The sequence below is a fragment of the uncultured Maricaulis sp. genome, assembly GCF_963976135.1.
Taxonomy (GTDB): domain Bacteria; phylum Pseudomonadota; class Alphaproteobacteria; order Caulobacterales; family Maricaulaceae; genus Maricaulis.
The window spans coordinates 1-17,590 of record NZ_CAXBKN010000063.1 but is presented as its reverse complement, the minus strand read 5'-3'; the positions used below and the strand labels follow the sequence as shown (position 1 = coordinate 17,590).

Annotated in this window: 14 protein-coding genes; 8 read left to right on the top strand and 6 right to left on the bottom strand. The window is 60.0% G+C overall.

Annotation, left to right across the window (positions count from 1 at the left end; all coding sequences use genetic code 11):
* Nucleotides 1-13 precede the first annotated feature (13 nt).
* Complete coding sequence (gene galE / locus AAC023_RS09600; RefSeq protein ID WP_339740568.1) at nucleotides 14-1,012, bottom strand: UDP-glucose 4-epimerase GalE; 999 nt, start codon at nucleotides 1,010-1,012, stop codon at nucleotides 14-16.
* Between the two features lie 232 nt (nucleotides 1,013-1,244).
* On the opposite strand from galE, the gene AAC023_RS09595 reads away from it, so the two are divergent.
* A complete protein-coding gene (locus AAC023_RS09595; RefSeq protein WP_339740566.1) occupies nucleotides 1,245-1,997 on the top strand; it encodes a glycosyltransferase in 753 nt (250 codons plus the stop codon).
* Nucleotides 1,994-4,153 (top strand): glycosyltransferase, encoded by a 2,160-nt coding sequence (locus AAC023_RS09590; RefSeq protein ID WP_339740564.1) that lies wholly within the window; start codon nucleotides 1,994-1,996, stop codon nucleotides 4,151-4,153. Before AAC023_RS09595 ends, AAC023_RS09590 begins: the two co-directional genes overlap by 4 nt.
* On the opposite strand, the gene AAC023_RS09585 is transcribed toward AAC023_RS09590, so the two are convergent.
* Genes AAC023_RS09585 through AAC023_RS09565 form a run of 5 tightly spaced genes read right to left on the bottom strand, consistent with a single transcriptional unit; the run spans nucleotide 4,150 to nucleotide 8,332 of the window.
* Complete coding sequence (locus tag AAC023_RS09585; RefSeq protein ID WP_339740562.1) at nucleotides 4,150-4,998, bottom strand: SMP-30/gluconolactonase/LRE family protein; 849 nt, start codon at nucleotides 4,996-4,998, stop codon at nucleotides 4,150-4,152. The genes AAC023_RS09590 and AAC023_RS09585 overlap by 4 nt on opposite strands.
* Before the next feature lie 15 nt (nucleotides 4,999-5,013).
* On the bottom strand, nucleotides 5,014-5,763 hold the full coding sequence (locus AAC023_RS09580; RefSeq protein ID WP_339740560.1) for an SDR family oxidoreductase: 750 nt from the start codon (nucleotides 5,761-5,763) through the stop codon (nucleotides 5,014-5,016).
* Nucleotides 5,763-6,695 (bottom strand): phosphoglycerate dehydrogenase, encoded by a 933-nt coding sequence (locus tag AAC023_RS09575; protein WP_339740558.1) that lies wholly within the window; start codon nucleotides 6,693-6,695, stop codon nucleotides 5,763-5,765. The genes AAC023_RS09580 and AAC023_RS09575 overlap by 1 nt, the downstream gene beginning before the upstream one ends.
* A gap of 3 nt (nucleotides 6,696-6,698) precedes the next feature.
* A complete protein-coding gene (locus tag AAC023_RS09570) occupies nucleotides 6,699-7,403 on the bottom strand; it encodes an acylneuraminate cytidylyltransferase family protein (protein ID WP_339740556.1) in 705 nt (234 codons plus the stop codon).
* A 44-nt stretch (nucleotides 7,404-7,447) separates the two neighbouring features.
* Complete coding sequence (locus AAC023_RS09565; RefSeq protein ID WP_339740554.1) at nucleotides 7,448-8,332, bottom strand: glycosyltransferase family A protein; 885 nt, start codon at nucleotides 8,330-8,332, stop codon at nucleotides 7,448-7,450.
* A 301-nt stretch (nucleotides 8,333-8,633) separates the two neighbouring features.
* Between AAC023_RS09565 and AAC023_RS09560 the strand changes: the two genes are divergently transcribed.
* From AAC023_RS09560 to AAC023_RS09535, 6 genes are all read left to right on the top strand, one after another.
* A complete protein-coding gene (locus tag AAC023_RS09560; protein WP_339740552.1) occupies nucleotides 8,634-9,377 on the top strand; it encodes an ABC transporter permease in 744 nt (247 codons plus the stop codon).
* A gap of 12 nt (nucleotides 9,378-9,389) precedes the next feature.
* Nucleotides 9,390-10,331: an ABC transporter ATP-binding protein gene (locus tag AAC023_RS09555; protein ID WP_339740551.1), complete on the top strand. Its 942-nt coding sequence runs from the start codon at nucleotides 9,390-9,392 to the stop codon at nucleotides 10,329-10,331.
* Between the two features lie 223 nt (nucleotides 10,332-10,554).
* Nucleotides 10,555-11,676, top strand: coding sequence for a GDP-mannose 4,6-dehydratase (gene gmd, locus AAC023_RS09550; protein WP_339740549.1), 1,122 nt, complete (start codon nucleotides 10,555-10,557; stop codon nucleotides 11,674-11,676).
* 151 nt (nucleotides 11,677-11,827) lie between these two features.
* Entirely contained in the window at nucleotides 11,828-12,799 is a 972-nt protein-coding gene (locus AAC023_RS09545) for a GDP-L-fucose synthase (RefSeq protein ID WP_339740547.1), read from the top strand.
* A 654-nt stretch (nucleotides 12,800-13,453) separates the two neighbouring features.
* Nucleotides 13,454-16,657 (top strand): 6-hydroxymethylpterin diphosphokinase MptE-like protein, encoded by a 3,204-nt coding sequence (locus tag AAC023_RS09540; protein WP_339740545.1) that lies wholly within the window; start codon nucleotides 13,454-13,456, stop codon nucleotides 16,655-16,657.
* Nucleotide 16,658: 1 nt separating this feature from the next.
* Nucleotides 16,659-17,590, top strand: a 932-nt coding sequence (locus tag AAC023_RS09535) for a hypothetical protein (RefSeq protein WP_339740544.1), incomplete at its 3' end; no start/stop codon positions are given.

Below are 17,590 nucleotides of genomic sequence, written 5' to 3'. Positions count from 1 at the left end.
CGGGGTTCGTTTCCTAGTCCTGTAGCGGGCTTTCCGCGAGGCCCCATGCCTTGCGATGGAATTGCCAGGCATGGTCCACAATCGTCTCGATATCGGCGTATTGCGGTTTGAAACCCAGAAGTTCGCGCGCCATCGAAATATCGGCATACAGCTCTGGCGGATCGCCGGCGCGGCGCGGATGAATGTCATGTGGCACGGGGTTTCCGGTCACTCTTTCTACCGCTTCGAGTACTTCACGCACGGTAATGCCCTGTCCGGTGCCGACATTGCAGGCCAGCCCGCCGGGGTGGGTGAAGAGGCGGTCGAGGGCTGCCAGGTGAGCCTGGGCCAGATCCATGACATGAATGAAGTCGCGCAGGCAGGTGCCGTCCCGGGTTTCATAATCATCGCCAAACAGGCGCATCGGGCCACCAATCCCGGCCGCGGCCTTCAGGGCGTTCGGGATCAGGTGCGTTTCCGGGTCATGGCGCTCGCCGATCTCGCCGTCCGGACTGGCGCCGGCAGCATTGAAATAACGCAGAGCCGCATAGCGAAGACCTTCGGCGCGTGAGACATCGGCCAGCATGCGCTCAACCGTCAGCTTGGTGCGGCCATAGACATTGATCGGATCCTGCGGTTCGGCCTCGGTCAGCGGCAGCGTGCCCGGCTGGCCATAGGTCGCGCAGGTGGAGGAAAAGACAAGCTTGTCACAATTCGCCGTGCGCATCGCCAGCAGGAGGGCGACCACGCCGCCGACATTATTGTCCCAGAATTGCAGCGGCGCCAGCTCGCCTTCGCCGACTTCGATGTTGGCCGCGAAATGCATCACCGCATCCGGCTTGTGCGTGGTGAAAGCGTGCGCCAGGTCTGTCTGTGAGCGTACGTCGCCGCGCACGAGCGGCCCCCAACGAACAGCATCTTCATGGCCACTCGACAAATTGTCGAAAACGATGGGCTCATCACCCCGTGCCGCCAATGTCTTACACACATGGGCGCCGATATATCCGGCACCGCCTACGACGAGAACACGCATTCAACCCTCCGGCACGATTCATTTGTGTCTAGACAATTGCCCCCCGAACGCAACCGTCAGCACGCTGTTGCGGCGCGAATGCCGGTCAATGGTCGCAGCGCCGGAAACCGTTGATGGTCCCGGTCGTCCAACGGTGCCTGACGGTTGCGAAATGGGGCAGGACGTTTAGGTTATGCTGGAATTATAGCCATCAGGATAGCCGGTCCGGGGCGCTGAGCCGAGAACGCCTCCCATGTCGGAAACAGTCAATTTTGCTGCGGCGGTGCCGGTCGGTGCTTGGCACGATTTCTTTCCGGTCGCCCTGGAAAGCCTCGCCTCCCAGAATGCGCCGCTTCAGGTGGCCTTGCTCGATGCCTCAAATGACCCACGTGTCGCCGCGGCCGCGGATGCGAGCGGGATCGACTTCGTGTATCGCCGCCACGGTTCCGATGCCGGTCAGTCCGATGCGATCAAGGAGGGCTGGCGTCATACGGATGCCGAGATCGTTTTCTGGCTCAATGGTGATGACCGGCTGGAGCCCGGCGCGCTCGAACGTGTCAGCGCCGTCTTCCGGCGCGAGCCGCGCCCGGACGTGGTGTATGGCGGATCGGAATTCCTCGACGCTGCCGGGCGATGTATCGGCACACACGACCAGGTCGGGGATATATCGCCGCTCTTGCTGCGCTCGAACATCATCTCACAACCTTCCTGCTTTGCGCGGCGTGCCGCGGTGGAGAAGGTTGGCGGGCTAGACGGCGACCTGCATTACGTCATGGATTGGGATTTGTGGGTCAGGCTCTATCGCGACGGTGCCCGTTTTGAACGTCTGGGCGATACGCTTTCGGCGGTCTATATGGGTGAGGGCACCAAGACGGGGCATGTGGCGCCGGCCCGGCTCACCGAGGTGTTCAACCTCGTGAACCGCAATGCGGGCCTCTGGCCGGCAACGAAATCCACCCTTGCGCTTATCGCTCACACCTTGCACAGCCGTTGGAGTGCGCCGTGACCCATTCTGCCCAGACATTGCCGCTGATCAGCCTGGTGACGCCGAATTATAATGGTGTGGAATTCCTCCGGGAGACGCTCGAATCCGTCGTGAAGCAACGCTATCCGGCGCTCGATTTTGTCATTGTCGATGGTGCCAGCACTGATGGTTCACGCCTGATCATCGAACAATATCGCGAGGCCACATCGGCGATCATCAGCGAGCCGGATGACGGGCATGCCGACGCGCTCAACAAGGGCTTCGCTGTCACGCACGGTGACATCATGGGCTGGATCAATTCCGATGATGTCCTGCATCCGGGCTGCCTGTCGCAGGTCGCGCGGATTTTCGAGGCCTATCCGGACGTGGAATGGATCACCGGCCGGCCGAGCACCATGAATGCCGACAGCGCCCTGGAATATGTCGGCCCTGTCCGGCCCTGGTCGCGCTTGCGGTTTCTGGCGGGTGACCATTTCTGGATCCAGCAGGAATCGACATTCTGGCGGCGCAGCCTGTGGGAGAAGGCCGGCGGCCAGCTCGACACCGAGTTTCGTGTCGCCAATGATTTCGACCTGTGGGCGCGTTTCTTTCGCCATGCAAACCTCTACTCGGTCGATCGTATGCTGGGGTGTTTCCGCATCCGGCCGGGACAGCGCTCGGTTACCGATTTGCGCCGATACAAGGCTGAGGTGAAGACGATCCTCAAGCGCGAACTCACCTTGATCGACCCCGCGCTTCACGATGCCTTCCGCGGCCTGATCCCGGACACGCCGCGCGAGCTGACGGAAGACGAGCGGCTGGCCCTGAACCCGCAGCTGAGTGCGCTCGACCCCCCGATCATCCGCATGGATGCCGTACGGCGGCGCTCGGCTCCCGGCAGGATCGGGGCGGGCGGTTCGCGCTTCGGGGTTGGCCTCGCCCGGCCAGAACCGATCAGTGATCTGACCGGCTTCAGGAACAAGCATGCGGGGGAGCGCTGTTTCATCCTGGGCAATGGCCCGTCTCTCAACGAGACCGATCTGTCGCTCCTGGAGGGCGAGACCGTCTTCGCCTGCAATGCCGCCTTCATGCTCTTCGACCGGATCGGCTGGAAGCCGACTTACTATACCTGTGTCGACTCCCAGGTACTGCCGGACCGGGCCCAGGATATCGACCTGATGTTGCGCGAGAACCCGTCGATGACAGGCTTCTTCCCGGCGGAGGTGCAGGAGCATGGCGGCGGGCGCAAACGCCAGGCCGGACGCTCGCTCATCGGGGATGGGCCGAACCGCTATTTCTTCAATGAAGAGCCGGGCAGTATCGAAGCCCTGCCGGATTCCATGTTCTCGCCAGACGCCGCCAGTCGGGTCATCCAGCCCCATACCGTGGCGATCACCATGCTGCAGCTCGCGGCCTATATGGGATTTTCGGAAATCTATCTGGTCGGCTGCGACATGCGCTATTCGGTGCCCGATACGGTGCGACGCGAGGGCGGCGCTGCGTCCGATGATCCACGCCTGACCTCCGAGTTTGACGATGATCCCAATCATTTTGCCCCGGAGTATTTCGGCGCCGGCCGCAAATGGCATGTCCCGAACGTGATGCTGATGCGCGAGCATTTTGCCATTGCCCGCCGGGCCCTGGAATCGCGCGGCGTGATCATAGGTAATGCGACCGTCGGAGGCGATCTCGACGTCTATGACCGGGTCGATCTGGCGTCGCTGTTCGACCCGACACATGACAAGGCCGCGCGTGCCGCCACCACCCAATCAGCCGCCCGCGCCGCCATTGATGAGCGCACCATTCCGGCTGCGGTGCCGACCAGCGCCCTGCAGCGCCGGATTCAGCAATGGGCGCCAAGTCTTAGAAGCAACTGGCGTTTCCTGGCCGGGGCAGGGCTGAGTATTGTTGCCGTGCTGGTCTTTGCGATCCTCGTGCCGCAGGCGCGCATCTGGGCGGCGCTGGTCAGTGTCGGTGGGCTATCCTTGGCATTCACCGCGGCCATCGCCATCAAGACCCGCCGGATCATCAAGGCGTTGATGAGTGAGCTCAAGATTGCGCTGGGCGGCAAGGCCGAGGCCGAGCTGACGCGTCAGCAATTGGAGCTCGAGATGGATGCGCTCGACGCCCAATTGCGAGAATTGAGAGACCGTGTCGAGCGCGACGGATCGCAAGCGGATCGCCCCGGGCGGGGCTAGTCCAGCGACAGCGTGATCAAGGCGCCCTGGGCCTTGCCCGGTGTCAGGCCGATTGAGGCCGTGGTGATAAAGATCCGGTTCGCCTCGGGCGCAAAGGCCAGACTCGTCGGGCGCCGGGCCGGGAGGTCGACGGTTTGGATCAGTGCACCGTCCGGATCGAACCGTCGCAGACAGGCGCCATCCCAGAAAGCAATCCAGAGCGCCCCGTCGGAATCGACTTCCATCCCGTCAGGATAACCGTCTCCCTCACCAAATTGCCTGAACACCCGCAATTGATCGAAGCCGCCGCCCGCAATCCAGTTGGCGACGAAAACGGTCTGCCGTGCGCTATCGGTGAGATAGACCCGGCTTCGCGACGGGTCGAAGGCCGGGCCATTTGTCACCCGATAGCCTGTCGCGAGCCGTGTAGCCTCGCCCGAGGCGGCGTCCAGACGCCACCAGGCGCCAGAGTCCGCGGTCTCGGCGTCATCCATGCTTCCCGCCCAGAATGAGCCGTCGGGTGCCCGCTTGCCATCATTGAAACGGTTGCCGGGAAGATCGGGCTCGGGGGCAATAATCGCGGTGCGGCTTACAGCCCCGTCCTCATCCGGTGTGAGCCAGGCAAAGCCCGAGCGCGTGGCGGCGAGCAGGCGTCCGGTCGAGTCCGGTGCAGAGATACAGCCGATCGGCTCGCCGGCACGCCAGACCGAGCGCAAACCCGTTTCAAGCTCATACCGGAACAGCGCCAGTCCCTTGATATCAACCCACCAGAGGGCGCGTTCACGCGGTGACCATACCGGGCTTTCACCGAGCACCGCGCCCGCGTCCCAGACAATTTCAGGGTTGGAAACTCGCCAAGGGGTCATGGATTGCTCCGCGCCCTAGACCGGGTCATGCAGGCGGGCGAGCACGCCGCCATCGAGCCAGAAGGTGGATCCGGTTACAAAACTGGCCTGGGGCGAAGTCAGGAAGAGGGCCGCATCGGCCACTTCCTCCGGCACGCCGATCCGTTCCGACGGGTGGCAGGCCTGCAGTGATTTGAAGGCCTCTTCGCGCCCCTCGAACCCGGCCATGAGCATGGGAGTGGAGATGGCGGCCGGTGCCAGGCACACGACACGGACGCGCTTGCCCATATCGACCGCCAGCGCGCGCGTCAGGCCGTGCAGGGCGGCCTTGGATGTGGCATAGGCGGTGAAGCCCGGCTTGGTCGCCTGGGCGTGGACGCTGCCAATATTGAGGATGGCGCCGCCGGCGTCTTCAAGCTCTGGCAGGAAGACCTGGCTGAGCCGGAAGGGCGCCGTCAGATTGACATTCAGGGTGCGCCGCCAGTCCTGTGCGGTCAGCTTGTCGGCCGGTGCGAGAATTTGCACCGCGGCATTGTTGATCAGTGCCGCCAGCGCTGCACCGTCCAGCCCGGCCCGGACTTCGGCAGCGAATTCTTCCAGGGCCTGGTCATTTTCGGCCAGCCGGTCGAGATCGGCCTCGACGAAGACATCGCAAATCCCCGGATCGGGAGCCTGCCGGCCGGAGCCGATCACGCGCCAGCCGGCCTTGCGGTAAGCCGCGCCCAGCGCGGCTCCGATGCCGCCGGCAACACCCGTGATGCAGACTGCCCGCTGCCCTTTGGCCATTATTTCACACCCAGAAACTCGAATAGATGGCCGATGGCCTGCCGGCTCACCCGGCGGACGGCATCTTCAGTATTCGACCCGTTATGGGAGCCGAAAATGCAACGATCATACTGGCGCAACGGACTATCCGCCTGAAGCGGCTCGATCTCGAACACGTCGAGCGCAACGGAGTGAATCCGGCCATCGGCGAGGCCTGCAAGCAGGGCAGACTCCTTGACCACCGGGCCGCGGCCGACATTCACGAGGCGCAGGCCGGGCTTCACCCGCTCGAGGACATCCTCGTTGAACATGTGGCGCGTCGCGGCGTTCAATGGCGCCGTGAAGACCAGAAAGTCACAATCCTCGACGCCTTCCGGCCAGCTCATCGGTGTGACGTTCAGGCCTTCGACGGGCTGGTAGAATGGATCATAGACAATCACGTCGAGCTCGGCGGCGAGCAATCGCCTTGCGGTATTCCGGCCGATATCACCAAAGCCGATCAGGCCGGCCTTGCGTCCGGCCAGCGAAATGCCGCGCGGTTTTGGCCAGCTCTTGTCGGCGCGGATTTCCCGGTCGATACGGAAGGTTTCGCGCGCCAGGCCTCCAACATAATTCATCGCCACGTCCGCAACTTCGCGGCCGAAAACGCCAGGCGTATTGATAGCGGGTAGCCCGAGGCGCTTCGCGGCCTCGAAATCGACATTGTCGACGCCGACGCCCCATTTCACGATTGCCTTCAGCCGCCCGCTTGCGCCGGCCTCCAGTACACGTGCACTCGCCGGGTCATCGCCGATGATCCAGCCGTCAAATTCGGGCAGTCGCTCGCAAAGCTCGTCCTCGGTCATGGTCTGGACGACTTTGGGCGCATCGAGCTCCACATTCTTGGCGGCAAAATCCGAACGGAATTCGTCGATCATGCCGAGCATGGGCGGGCAGGTGACAAGGACACGCACGGGCTACACCTCCGCTTTCATGGTATGAAGCGCCACGGCTTCGGCCAGCGCCCACTGATCGGCATTGTCGATGTCGATCGATTCCAGTGGCGGTGTTTCATACATGGCCGGCTTTGCACCGATACGCGCTGCCGTTCGCGCGAAGCTGGGCCGGTTGAAAATGTAGAGGTTGGAGTTTTCCTCATACCATGGCTCCAGATCCTGGGTCCGGATCAGGTTGTCAGGATCGTGATTTACCGGCGACATGTCAGCGCGATAAAATCGGGTCTGGATCTTGTTGACCGCGAACAGGCTGTCGGCGCGGCCCGCCCCGGTTTCCTCGTCATATTTCGCCATCGCGCCGCGAATGGCGTTCGCCGAAAGCAGCGGATTGGTCGTGTGCGTCATCAGATAGCTCCGGGACATCACATTCGCGATATCGTCGGCGAGGACCAGATTCATCGAGACAAGGTCACCGCAGATTTCCGGCTTGCGGTCCCGGATCATGACGCGACCGTCGGCATCGCCATCATTCAGACCGTGGTCAGACAGAATCTGGCGTGCATCGGTGTTGATGATCACTTTTTCGACCGCTTCAACCGACAGCAAGGTGTCGAGAATCCAGCGGAATAACGGTTTGCCGGCAAACTCGCGGAAATTCTTCGACTTCACGCGCGCGCTGTGCGCCTTCATCGGCAAAAGTGCTACGAATTTATGGTCTTGCGACATTGAAATTTCCTTCGACCTTCCGATTTTTTGACGAAATGCCCGGATCAGCGTGGATAGAAATACCGGTCCTTGCGATCCTGGGAGAGTTTGCGGTGATCATTATTGCCCTTGTACGAGCCCCAATACTGCATCAGCCTGAACATGAATATGCTCCCGGCCTCGCGCCAGAATGCGCGCTGGCTCAGGGACTCGCTCCAGTCGAACAGAATGCCGGCGGCGGTGTAGCGAAGAAAGTCGCCGGCCCGGATATGGACCTCCGGCATGATGCCCTGCAAGGCAACGGCCTCGCGCTCATACCGTGTCTTGATTTGTGACCAGCTTTCATCGTGCAGGTGAATGACCGGCGCGTCTGCCACATAGCCGATGAATTCACCGTCGGCGGCCAGTTGCTTGCCCAGCACCATGTCTTCCAGGCCGGTGACTTCCTCGTCGAACTTGTATTGCTCCCAAACCGCTTTCGGCACAGCCGAATTGGCATTATTGCAGAAAAATCCCTCTTGAGGGATCGCACTATGTTCAGGGAAGTACTTCTTGAATAGCTGTTCCTCGGAGAACTTGGTCACGCCCGGCTCGCCCATCTGCCGGCCATAGGCGAAGGCGCATTTCCCTTCATCCAGTGGCCGCACCAGATTGGCCAGCCATTGATCGCTTGCCGGAATGCAATGGCCTGAAATGAAGACGAGGAAGCGACCTTGGGCGAAATCGCAGCCCACATTCAGGGAGCGCCCGAAAGTGAAGTCGGATTTCTTGATATGAGTGATCCGGCAGCCGTATTTTTCAGCGATCTGAAGCGTGTCATCGGTCGAACCGGAATCGACGATCACAACCTCATACTGCAAGCCTTCCGCCTCCTGGGTGGCGCAGGCCTCGAGCGCCCGGCCAAGCCATTTGCCCTCATTATAGGTCCGGATGACGATTGAGGCGTCCATATTCGCTCCCCTGCGTGCCAAGTGCTGTTCAGGGTTCTATCGCATTCGCCAACATAGAAAAGGGCAAAGCCGGGGCATTGTGCAGCCCGTCGCTTGACCCGGTCGGAGCGTCGTGGTGACTGAAGAGGATGCTTGGGAGTCTCACACTCACCAAGGTAAAGTCTTTCCTACTCCGCGTTGGTGAGAGCGCCCGTCAGAGCCCCGAATGTCCGCACAAGGTTCCGCCCTCCAGCCAGTGGTGACCCGCTCAGGTCGCAAAAGGGCCGCGTCTTTTTTTGCGGATATTGTTCTGGGCGCCTCCATGGTCAATGTCTGGCGCACTTTTGCCATGGACGATATGCGCCAGCGCTATCGGCGCAGTGTGCTCGGACTTCTGTGGATCGTGCTGTCCTACGCCACCTTTGTGCTGGCGGTGACATTTTTCTTTGGTGCCTTCACCCGGGCGAGTCCGTCAGAATTCGTCACCTATGTCGCGGTTGGCTATGCGGCCTTCATGTTTCTAATGGCGAATATTCAGGATGGCTGCACGGTGTTCGTGCAATCCTCGACATGGATAAAAAGCGTCTCCATGCCGCTTTCCATCCATGTCTACAGGAGCATTTTCCGATCGCTCTTCACTTTCGTGCTCAATATGGCGGTTGCGCTGGCGGCGATCATTGCCTTTGGCTGGCGCCCGGAAATGACCGCATTCCTTTGCCTTCCTGCGCTTGCCATCTACCTGGTCAACGCTGTCGCGGCGCAATATCTTCTGGGTCTGGTCGCTGCCCGGTTTCGGGACATCACGCATTTGATCGGCTCCGTCACGCGCATCCTGATCTTCCTGACGCCGATCCTGTGGGTGCATGAAGAGCAGACAGGTGCCCGCGCCCTCGTCGCGGACCTGAATCCGCTGACGCATTATATCGAGATCTTTCGTGCGCCACTGCTGGGCGACACGCCGCGGCTGATCAGCTGGGCGGTCGTCCTTGGCGTGACGCTTGCCCTGTGGGTCGCAGCAACACTCGCCGGCACGCACATGCGTCGCCGGCTTCCCTATTGGGTTTAGGGGAGGGCCGTCATGTCTTACGTTTCTGTCCGCAACCTCTTTCTCAATTACCCACTCTACCAGCGTGCGCCCTCGCAGGGCGGTGCGCCAGCCGTACCGACCGGTTCGGAGGTCGCGGACCATGGCGGCGGCCGCAATGAAACCCTGATCCGCCGCGGCGATGGTTCCGTGATTGGTGTGCGGGCTCTATGTGATGTCAGCTTCGAGGCCGTCAGCGGCGATCGCGTCGCGATCATTGGCGAGAACGGGTCAGGCAAGACCTCATTATTGCAGGTCCTGGCCGGGATTTATACGCCGGATGCCGGGGAAGTGGTGATTGAGGGGCGTACGACCAGTGTAGTCAACATCAATCTCGGCATGAATCTGGAAGCGACAGGACACAAGAATATCACGCTGCGCGGCCTCGCGGTCGGTCAGACGCGCGAAGCGGTCGAGGCCAAGCGGGCGGAGATCGCGGCCTTCTCCGGGCTTGGCGATTTTCTGGACCTTCCGGTGGAGACCTATTCGGCCGGGATGCGCATGCGCTTGAATTTCGCTATCGCGACGGCGTTCAAGCCGGACGTGCTCATCCTCGATGAGTGGCTTTCGGCCGGCGACACTGCATTCCGCCGCAAGGCGACCGACCGCATGCGCACCTTTGTCGACCAGGCCGGGATTCTGATTCTGGCCTCGCATAGCCGCAGCCTGATGGAAACGACATGTAACCGGGCCATCTGGCTCGACTACGGGACAATTCGTGCCGAAGGCGAAGTCGAAGCGGTCGCTGCTGCCTATGACGAGGAAATGGCGCGCCGGCAGGTGGATCGCGATGCGAGAGCCGCAGCGGAGCTCGAAGTTGCGCTCGCCCACGCCGAGGCCGCTGCACTGCAGGCCCAATCGGAGGCTGCAAGCATTTCGGCAAATTCATGGAGTAATTTTTTCATCGGCCTGATGAAGCGTTTGCGAGGGCGGTAGGGTCGTTGGTCGCTCCAGGGATTCGCCAGCAAGTTTCGATTTCATCGCCTGGGTTGCGACTCAATCAAATCTTCTCCGGGGTGTTGTGATGGCCCCAATGCTGCAAGGAGTTTGGCCAGCCATTGCTGGTGGTCATTCACTTTGATGCCAGCTTCAGCTAGGAAGCGGCCTCCTCTCCGAGGGGCGGCGTCATTTTTATACAATTCAGGGAAGCGTGGGGACCATGTCGAAGAGAGCGTTGATCACCGGGGTGACCGGCCAGGACGGTTCATATCTCGCCGAGTTCCTTCTGGAAAAGGGCTATGAGGTTCACGGGATCAAGCGCCGGGCCTCACTCTTCAACACGCAGAGAGTGGATCATATCTATAGCGATCCCCATACGGACAATACCCAGTTCAAGCTTCACTATGGCGATCTGACGGACAGCTCGAATCTCACGCGCATCCTGTCCGAGGTCCAGCCCGACGAGGTCTATAATCTCGGGGCACAGTCGCATGTCGCTGTCAGCTTCGAAGCGCCGGAATACACGGCTGATGTCGATGCAATGGGCGCGCTTCGCCTGCTCGAGGCGATGCGGTTTCTGAAGCTGGAAAACAAGACCCGTTTCTACCAGGCCTCGACCTCGGAACTCTACGGTCTGGTGCAGGAGACGCCCCAGAGCGAAACCACGCCTTTCCATCCGCGCAGCCCCTATGCAGTGGCAAAAATGTACGCCTACTGGATTGCCGTCAATTACCGCGAGGCCTACGGAATGTATGCCTGCAACGGCATTCTCTTCAATCATGAGAGCCCGCGCCGTGGCGAGACCTTTGTGACCCGAAAGATTACCCGGGGCTTGGCCAATATTGCCATGGGTCTGGAAGACTGCCTCTATATGGGCAATATCGACAGCCTGCGCGATTGGGGCCACGCCAAGGACTATGTCCGCATGCAGTGGATGATGCTCCAGCAGGATGTCGCCGAGGACTTCGTCATCGCCACCGGCGTCCAGTATTCCGTGCGCGAATTCATCACCTGGGCTGCAGCCGATCTCGGCATTACGCTTGAGTTTACGGGCAAGGGCGAAGCGGAAGTCGCGACGGTCGCCAAAGTCGAGGGCGATCGGGCCCCGATGATGCGCGAGGGCCAGGTCATCATGCGAGTCGATCCACGCTATTTCCGTCCGGCGGAAGTGGAGACGCTTTTGGGCGATCCTTCGAAGGCCAAGGCGAAACTGGGCTGGGTTCCTGAAATCACCGCGCGCGAAATGTGCGCCGAAATGGTTGCCGAGGACCTCAAGGTCGCTCGCCGCCATGCCCTGTTGAAGTCACATGGTCTCGAATTGCCGGTGAGCCTCGAATCCTAGGCGCCCGATTGGCGCGCGGGCAATGGAACCAATATTGAGGTTTGGTTCAATTGCCGGAATTGGACCGGAGCGCATGGCTGGCGTCGCCGGTGAAGTGCAGACGGGCTCACTGTTTGCGATTTCCGGCGAGGTGCATTGAGGGAAATTCGATATGCGAAGCATTTATATTGCGGGACATCGTGGAATGGTCGGGGGCGCCATTCTACGGCAGCTTGAAGCTCGACGGGATGCCGGTGAGGCGATCAATCTCATCACCCGCACCTCGTCTGAGCTGGATCTGACCAACCAGGCAGCCGTCCGGGAATTCATGCAGGACGAGGCGCCGGATGCGGTGATTCTTGCTGCTGCGAAGGTCGGCGGAATCCACGCCAACAATACTTATCCGGCGGATTTCATCTACGACAATCTGATGATTCAGTCGAATGTGATCCGCCATGCCCATGATGCCGGCGTGCAGCAACTTCTCTTTCTCGGCTCCTCATGTATCTACCCGCGAGCGGCCGAGCAGCCTATGGCCGAGGATGCCTTGCTGACCGGTGTGCTGGAACCGACCAATGAGCCTTATGCCGTTGCCAAGATTGCCGGGATCAAATTGTGCGAGAGCTTTAATCGCCAGCACGGGCGGGATTATCGCTCGGTGATGCCGACGAATCTTTACGGGCCCGGCGATAATTTCCACCCCGAGAACTCCCATGTCCTGCCCGCTCTCATCCGCCGCTTCCATGAGGCTGCGGAGCGTGGAGACCCCGAGGTCGTCGTCTGGGGGTCGGGCAAGCCGATGCGCGAATTCCTGCACGTCGATGACATGGCTGAGGCGAGCCTGTTCGTGCTCGATCTGCCGAAGCCTGTCTATGACGCCAATACCAGGCCGATGCTCAGTCACATCAATGTCGGGACCGGGAGCGACGTCTCTATCGGCGAACTGGCTCACATGGTGGCGGATGTCACATCCTATCGGGGCCGCATCACCCAGGACATCAGCAAGCCAGACGGAACCATGCGCAAATTGATGGATGTCTCGCGTCTGGAGCGGATGGGCTGGCGTGCGCGGATATCATTGCTGGACGGCTTGCGTGAGACCTATGAGTGGTTCCTTGCGCATGGCGATGAACTGCGCCGTTAATTCGCGGTTATCGAGAACACTTCAGGGCCGTGCATCCGCGTAGATCCTCGACACCCGGAGGCATTGTCGTCTTCAACGCTGAGGGGCGGGAATGCGAAACGGTCTCGATTTTGTCCCATCGGCGGGTGCTGACGGGTTCATGAGGATTGGTGTCGGGTGCGGCACGGTTTCCTGCTTGCGTCCAGGCGGCAGGGGTATCCCCACGCCGACCCTGCAGGATTGCTGGGGGAGAGTCTGGCTGGTTGCGTCCCCCGGGCGAAATCAATGGGGGATCCTCCCATCGGCCTGCCTCGCCCTGGACGGGGGCAATCGCGACCTTCCCCAGCTTGTGAATTTTGTGAGCTCGCTTACGATGGACCAAAGATTCATGCGTGACTGAGTCGACAGCTACACACTCAATTGCGAGTTTCGGGGAAATAATGGTCTGTGTGAGGCGTGTGGTTCGGGCGCACTGAGGAATTGAGCTCCGTATCCCGCTAGCTTGCCGCCATTATCTCTGCCGTCGGGCTCAGCGCCCGGCGCTGCGGGGCGCGAAGTCAGAATGGGGTGGGAAAAGAATGATGTTTGCTCTCGCCATACATAATATGAACCTTGTCTCTTGTTGTGGTGCAATCTCGTTCGAGAGCCATGTTGATGCGATTATTGGGAACTGACATGACGACGCCAGCTACTGACAGAAACACGCTAGAAGAAGAATACGAAGCTATACTGGCCCAGTTGCCGAGCCGTGCGCCGATATATCTGCCAACCGACAAAATTCCTTTGGAAGAGAAGGTCCGAACGTTACCCCATGTCGTTCAAATATATCGACAGGACCTGGACGCTGTATACCGGCCGCGGCTTCGAGCTTTGCGCGAACAGTTCCGAGGTAAGAAACGCTGCTTTTTGATTGGCAATGGCCCCAGCCTGAATGAAACCGACCTGTCGGTCCTCAAAGACGAGGTCACGTTTGCGGTCAATGGGTTCTTTCTCAAGGCAAAAGAGCTTGATTGGACGCCTACTTTCTATTTGGTCGAGGACCATCTGGTCGCCGAGGACCGGGTAAAATTCATCAATGAATTTAAAGGTCCAATAAAGCTGTTCCCTGCTTATCTTGGGTATATGTTTGAAGCCTCAGAGGACACGATTTTCTACAATCACCGTCCCCGAAAGAGCTACCCGCATGGCTTCGACTTCTCCACTGAAGCCGACAAGATCACATATACCGGCTGCACGGTAACATTCTCGATGATGCAGATCGCAGCTTACCTCGGGTTCGAAGAAATTCATCTGATTGGGGTGGACGCCAGTTATTCGCTTCCTAGTGATGCCAAGGAGAGCAAGGATTACGGCGTTGGTGTGCTGGACATGCAATCCGACGATCCGAACCATTTCGACCCCGACTATTTTGGCAAGGGATATCGTTGGCATGATCCTCAGGTCGACAAGATGGTCGAAGCCTATAGCGAGGCTCGCCGCGTCCTGCAGGGGACGGGTCAAACGATCTATAATTCCGGAATTGGCGGCCAGCTTGAGGTGTTTGAGCGGCGGAAATTTCACGAGATTTTCCCTCACGCACGATCTCCGGAGGAAATGTCGGCTTTAGTTGATGCGGGTCGCTATTCGCGTCTGTTGGTGCTTGACATGACGCCGTTTGCGAACGGGACGGCAACGGGGGAAATCAAGGCAAACCTTCTCGGCGGCTGGCCGAGCGACCGGCTGCTGCAAATTGCGCGGCACGGCAAGGACGGTTTCGCGCTTGTCCGGCCGGATAGAGACGGCGGCTATAAGTGCGAACCTTGCTCCGCAGAAGATGCGCGAGAGGCCGCCCACGGCTTTGGTGCAGATGCTGTCCTCTACCGCCCCGTCCCGGACGTGCCTTGGCTGCACGCCTTGGCAATGCAGCTGCTGCAGACGCTCAACAAGCCGATCATCATCTGGGTCATGGATGATTGGCCGCGCGACTTGGCTGCGCGGGATCCCGACCAGTCGCGTATGTTCGATCGAGACCTTCCGATCTTGCTGGAGCATGCGCAGGTGAGGCTGTCTATTTCGGAGGCAATGTCCCGGGAATTCAAGACGCGGTACGGAGTCCCATTTCTGCCGTTGGCGAATGGCGTTCACGCCAGCGACTGGCCGGCGCGTGAGCGCTCTGTTGATCGGAGTTTGCGGATTCGCTACGCCGGCGGTCTGGCGGCGAATATGCAACTCACAAGCGTTCTGCGGCTGGCCAGGGCGATAGAGCGTCTCGGGCAGGCCGGGCATGCGGTGTCGTTGGAGATCAGCACGCAGCCATGGTGGTTGCGCGAGGCCAAGGACGAATTCACCTCCTTCGAATTCACGACGATCTCTGACGTGTCTCGCCCGCCCGAGGCGTATCGGAAGTGGTTGCGTGAAGCTGATGTTGTTGTAATTGCGTATAATTTTGATGAAGCCACCATGCGTTACGTGCGCTACTCCATGGCCAATAAATTGCCGGAGTGCCTGGCGTCAGGGGCGGTGCTTTTGGCGCATGGTCCATCCGAGGCAGCGACTATCGAACATCTCAAACGCAACAATCTTGGTGTTGTTGTCGATCTTGCGAGTGACGAAGCGCTTGAAACAGCCATTCTGTCTCTAATCAAATCCCCTGAGCGCCGCCAGGCTCTCGGCGAAGAGGCCCGAAATTTCGTTTTCGAAAACAATAATTTGGAGACCTTGCGCGACACGCTCCGTCAGATCGTATCGGGCGCCGCGGCTTCCGGCGGTGGTGGGCTACCCAAGTCCGGCCGGGATCATAGGTCTGTCAGCGGCTCCGCTCCCATAGACAAAGAGGCTCGTGGGCCAAGTAGCCGGAATGAGACAATCGAGCCAGAAGTTCAGCCCGGGAGGCATGGCGATCAGATTCAGCGTGGCCGAAATCGGCCAAGCGTCCCGCAAAGCTCACCTGTTCACGCTGAGCGCAGCCGGGCACGGCCGACGAATGCTCAGATGGTTGATCGAGCGTCTGACATGTTGAGCGCCGATATTGCTCCCGCGGTATTCTGTCTCTCGGGTGTGGATCGCGCAGCGGTGTCAGCGCGGATGGGGCGTGCATTGAACGAGGTTCCTCGCCAATTCACACCCTCGGCCTTGGCTTCGGCCGTGGAAGGCGGGCGTAGTGCCGTCGTCGTTTATTGCGAGGCGGAAGAGCAGTTGGTCTCGGCCATGGTTGCAGGACTGAGCCCAAGCCAGGTCCTGACCGACTGGAGCTCTGAAACGGCCCAAATGCTGCAAATTCGCAGTCAGTCGCGCCGGCGGATTTTTTTGGTGCGGAACCGCCACTTCCTTCATGGCACGAATGAGGACTTGAACCTGCTTCAGGAAATGGTTGCACTTTCCATTGGGGGCGCTCCGGTCGTTGATGATGGTTTGGCGGCAGATGGATTCTATCGGGTGCTCGCGCGGCAGCTTCTGGCGGACTCACCGAAGGCTCAATCACTTGGCCTCGAACTCGACGCAAGCAGTCTGCCCTGGGCGCGCGCGGAGGTGATGGTTGATATCGATGCTGTCTACGAGCAGAATCAACAAGTCTTGTCCAATCTGGAACAGCAATGTGAAGCGCTCACCGCTGCGGAATCGTCGCAAGCGCGGTTGCATGATCAGATCGGGCGATTGCGGGAGGAGCTGCTGGGCCGCGGCGCACAGGCAGATCGAGAGCGTACGCTTTCCGAGCAAATAGAGCAGCTTCATTCAGAACTGCGCGTCGGGAAAGACCGTTGCGCGGCCCTTGCTCAGCACGTGTCCGCAGTGGAGGCGCAGCGCGATGAAATTTTGCACTCTTCTTCATGGAAGCTGACGAAACCTCTGCGCGCTATGAAAGAGATGTTCGGTGGTGCCAGCAGTAAGAAGATCGATTGATATGATCCAAGCGCAGACAGGTAATCATCACCGCACCATCATTCATATTGGCGCAGGCGACGGAGTTGAGCTTGACGGGTATCTTGCAGGCGATGCTGAACGCATCATTCTGGTTGAGCCTGAACCCGACCGTGCTGCGGCCCTCGAGCGCCGTTGCGGGAATGATCCGCGGACATTGGTCATTGCGGCAGCGCTCACTGGCGCGGTCGGCGAGGCGGAGTTGAAGACCTTCAACATCCGCGCACTGGATGGCCTTTGTTCCGCTGAGGCGGCAAAGAGCATTTATCCGGGCTTGCGCCTCCTCAATCGTATGGTGGTCCCTACATTGTCGCCGGGTCGGTTGTTGGAGAAGACCGGGGCGCTTTCTGGTCCTGCCCGCGTCATACTTCACGCGACTGGGATGGAGGCCGATATATTGCGGGCCTGGCCGACCGAAGATCTGCATTCCACAATTGATACAATTGAGTTGCGGTGCACCGCTTCAAGCCTGTTCGAGACCGGGAGCGACCTGGCGAGTTTGCGCGAGCTGGCACAAAGTCTGGGGCTCGAAGAGGTCCAATCGGACCTTTCGGACCCTGATTGGCCGAAACTGGTCTTGCGGTCGAATCCGTTGCGCCTGCAACTCGACGCCCAGCATTTGTTGAATCATCAGCTTGAGGTCAAGCTGTCCGAAGCTGAGAAGGCGGTCGAATCGGCTATTGAGGCAAGGGCGGCGCGGGACGTTCGGATCAAGGAGCTTGAGGCTCAATTCGTTCAAGCGGAAAGCGCGCACAAGGAAGCCGCAAAGACGAGCCGGGTCGAAGCCGAGAAGGCGCTCAAATCTGCCATAGCAACGCTGGGCGCTCGGGACGTTCGGATCAAGGAGCTTGAGGCTCAATTCGTTCAAGCGGAAAGCGCGCACAAGGAGGCCGAAGAGGCGCTCAAATCGGCGAC